2 protein-coding genes are annotated in these 3,982 nt (G+C 41.8%); one reads left to right on the forward strand and one right to left on the reverse strand.

The genetic code is table 11. From position 1 onward, the window contains the following. Positions 1-209: 209 nt before the first annotated feature. Positions 210-581 carry a hypothetical protein gene (locus tag ABF638_RS37000; protein ID WP_435027723.1) on the forward strand — a complete coding sequence of 124 codons (372 nt, stop codon included), beginning with the start codon at positions 210-212 and terminating at the stop codon, positions 579-581. 417 nt (positions 582-998) lie between these two features. Here ABF638_RS37000 and ABF638_RS37005 read toward each other — a convergent pair whose 3' ends face one another. Further along, positions 999-3,659: an ATP-binding protein gene (locus ABF638_RS37005; RefSeq protein WP_435027724.1), complete on the reverse strand. Its 2,661-nt coding sequence runs from the start codon at positions 3,657-3,659 to the stop codon at positions 999-1,001. Between the last annotated feature and the right edge of the window lie 323 nt (positions 3,660-3,982).

The raw sequence follows: 3,982 nt of genomic DNA on the forward strand, positions 1-3,982 counted from the left end.
ACGATTTTTGTTACAAACATCATTATTTTTGTTACATTGTTACAAATTTAGTTACCACGACTACGATTTTCGTTACAAACATCATAGTTTTAGTTGATATTGCTGAGTAGTTTGTTATATTAAACACAAAATTTTGTGGATTTTACCCAACCAAAATTAGGCTTTAGTAGAGCAAGCTAGCTCTAGAACACCATAAAAAGAAGATAATTATGCCTCGGCAAAAGCGTACATATCGCGTTCTAGAGAAAGCTGAATTGAGAATCGCCGGACTCAAAGCAATTGATCCCAGCATGGATTTTGGGGATGCTCGAAACTTGCAAAATCTTACACAAATAATTCAGCAGTACCGTAGCAAAATAGATGCTTATAATACTACTCTGGCTGTGATTGACTCTTACACAAATGAGATGAAAGAGTTGGAAACAACTTTGAGCGACTTGACTGGAAAAATGCTCCTTGGAGTTGCCTTTAAGTACGGCGAGGATAGCCGTGAATATGAAATGGCGGGTGGTGTTCGCAAAAGCGATCGCATTCGCAGAAGCACAGCAACACGCTTAAGGGCAACTCCAGTGGTATCATAATGTTTCTCAGAGGATGTTTGAAAAGTCCTCTTCTCGGTATCAAAAATTTTATATCCCCCTTAATCCCCCGATAAATTGGAGGACTTTGATTCCGGTTCCCCCCTTTTTAACTTACGGTGTATACACAAGTTTTAAGAATTGCCCCACAGCCTTTTGATCCCCCCAACCCCCCTTAAAAAAGGGGGCAAAAAATTCTCAAAGTCCCCCTTTTTAAGGGAGATTTAGGGGGATCTTACTATGTTTTGCATTGTGTATAAAGATGTGTATACACCATAGCCTTTAAAAGGAGAATTAGGGGGGATCTAAAAGTGACTAAAGTCATAGCGAAACACTTTTTAAACAACCTCTCAAAATGCTTTGCCAGCAAGATTCTTTGCTCCTGCCTCTTGCCTCCTTCAATTAGAAGTCCCCACTTCCTCATTCCCGCACTTTTTTCCAAGGAAGTTTGACTGTAAATCGACTACCTTTGCCTAACTGACTTTCGGCATGGACAGTTCCACCGTGCAACTCGACAATTTTTTGCACCATCACTAATCCTAAACCGGTGCCTGGGGAACGTTGGGTAGAGGCGTTTTCAACTTGCACAAAAGGTTGAAATAATTTAAAAAGGTCATCAGACAGCATACCAATACCTGTATCTACCACGCTGAAAAAGATATATTCATTTGTGGAAGTTGGCTGAACTTCAATCCAGACTTCGCCTCCTTCTTTAGTAAACTTGATTGCGTTAGTCAACAAGTTAATAAATACTTGGCGAATGCGGCGTTCATCAACTTGGATGGGTTCAAGTTCTTCGGGTATTTGTGCCCTCAATCGAATATTTTTTTGAAACGCCAGATGTTTGACAAAAGTGAGACTGAAGTCACATATTCCCTGAATTGAAGTAGCAGCTAGTTGCAGTTCTATCTTGCTAGATTGAGTGTCGGTAAGGTCAAGGATTTGGTTAATCAATTCTAGTAGGTTCTTACCGCTGGATTCGAGCATCTTTAAGGATTGGCGCTGTTCTTCACTCACAGGGCCGTACACTTCATCTTGGAATGCCTCTGTGATTACCAGAATGGAGTTTAAAGGATTTCTCAGTTCATGGTTGATGTTTCCTAAAAAGGTGGTTTTGGCACGATTTGCCACTTCAGCAGCTTCTTTAGCCTCACGCAACGCGGATTCTGCACGTTTGCGATCGCACACTTCTAAAGTCAAGGCGACAAATTCCACAATTGAACTAACAAAGTTTTGCTCGCTCAGTTCCCATGTCCGGGGAATACCGACTTGCTCATACAATACTGTTCCCACCATTTCGCCCCCAACCCAAATTGAGGTATCAATTAGGGATACAATATTCTTTGCTTCTAGTAGTTCATCCCATAATTCTTGTACTCGTGGATCAGTGCGAGTGTCGGTGACGGTGATGGTACGAACAGATGCCAAAGCTCTAAAGTAGATTGGATAATCTGCCAAGTAGCGTTCTAGATTAGCCGAATGTTTTTGCTGGCTACGTTCATAAAGACTTATGCATTGTAGTTTGGTGCGCTGGCGCAGCCCACCGTGGGTATCGTTATTAAATAACCACACACTCACTTGCTCTATTTCTAAAGCATTGGCTACTTTTTCTGTGATAACTTTGAATGCTGCTTCCAGATTTCCTTCAAAAATCGCTTTGTGATTTGCTAGTTCTGCCAATACTTGACTATGCTGGCGCAGTTTTTGCTCACTGTTAATGCGTTCTTGAATCTCTTGCTGTAATTTTTGACTTTCCTGCTTAACTTGCAGTTCTAAATCTTCATTTTTAGTAATCAGTGCAGTAAAGGTTTTGCGTAACTGCTGTGTCATCTCGTTGAAAGATTCACCCAGCACCTCTAGTTCTTTAATGCCTTGTACTTTCATCACTGAGTCTTCGTCATTGGTAAAATCAGTTAAATCTTTTGTCGCCGTGCTGAAGTAGAGAATTGGTTGAGTTATCCAACGGGCAGTGATAATTCCCAATAAAGTAGCTAGTATCAATGCTCCGAGACAGAGAAAAATTGTGGTTTGAGTGTTGCGATCAATTTGTCCCATAAAGTCTGCTTCGGGGACAGCTACCACAACTAACCAATTGACATCTGGTTTGCCCTGTAACGGTCTAACTTCTAAAAATTGTCGTTTGCCGTCAACAGAGAAATCTAATTGCTGTAAACTTTGAATCTGGTCAAAGTTACTAAATTTAGCTGTTAAATATTTAGCGGTTGCTTGAGTCAAAGAATTCCCGCTCTGGAAAGCTGCCAACCGAATGGGTTTACCATTTTGTAAGCGGAACGGTTCTTCGCTTGTGGAAGTTGCAACTAATAGCCCCGATCGCTCGATAATAAAAATCTGCCCAGACTTGCCAACTTTAATATTTTGCAGCAAATCTTCAATTTGTGATATATGAGTTAGAGTGCTGTTGACTCCGAGTAACTGACCTTGGAAGTTATAGATGGGTTGAGATGCACTAATGAGGAGTGTGGGGTCAGTGAGGGATGTAAAAATCTGACTAAAGCTGAATTTTTTGGCATTAACTGCCGTTTGATAATCAGGACGCGATCGCGCATCATAGTTTTTAATCACCTCTGGTAGCTGGGTACGTTGACCTTGAGAGTCAATTCGGTAAGTGTAGAGGTCGTAACCAGTTGACTTTCCGGCTTTTTTGAGTAAGAATTGGCGATCGTTTAGCTTCTCCACCGTTAGGTGTTCTTGCTGTTCATTGCTGGCCGTTAAAGCCAACACATCTGGAAAAATCTTTAACTGCTCTATTAAGTATGACTCCCAGGTTGCAAGATTCTCTATCTTCAGCAACCCCATATCAATGACATTTTGATTACTGCGTAGTACCTGACGCGGAGTTGATAGATAAGTCTGTAAATTCTGCTCAACTCGATTGGCGACTTCACGACGCAGTTCGCTAGCCACCTCATTGACTGCCTTTTGCCCATTGCGGATTGATAAGTATCCAGTCAATCCCACGGCTAGAAAGATTTGCAACAGAAACAACGCTACTAGGATGCGACTTAAAGGTACACCTTTAAACAGCGAAAAAACTCTACCTTGCCCAGTATTTTTGTTCATTTGCCCACTCCCCCTTCCTGTCCTGTAGTACTGAGTACAAAACCTCGACTTCGCTGTTATGTGGGCTGATGCATAGTTTATACTCGGTCGGGTCAAGTGCCAATATACCACTTCTGGCAAAAGAACAAAACGTTAACCTGTAGCTCGTACCTGTTGACTGTTGACTGTTAACTGTTGACTGTTAAAGGCGTCGGAAAGAGAATATTGGGTTTTCCCGACGCCTTTTGATATGAGTAGTCCCTAGTGGTCTGTCCCATTAATTTTGCAAGGCTACGAGATCCCCGACTTCTTTAAGAAGTCGGGGATCTGACCACCGCTAACCA

The organism is Nostoc sp. CALU 1950 (assembly GCF_051172895.1).
Lineage (GTDB): Bacteria > Cyanobacteriota > Cyanobacteriia > Cyanobacteriales > Nostocaceae > Nostoc > Nostoc edaphicum_A.

What these genes read in the sequence shown, in the direction of transcription:
- ABF638_RS37000 (WP_435027723.1), top strand. Translation starts at nt 210, where the DNA reads ATGCCTCGGCAAAAGCGTACATATCGCGTTCTAGAGAAAGCTGAATTG.
- ABF638_RS37005 (WP_435027724.1), bottom strand. Translation starts at nt 3,659, where the DNA reads ATGAACAAAAATACTGGGCAAGGTAGAGTTTTTTCGCTGTTTAAAGGT.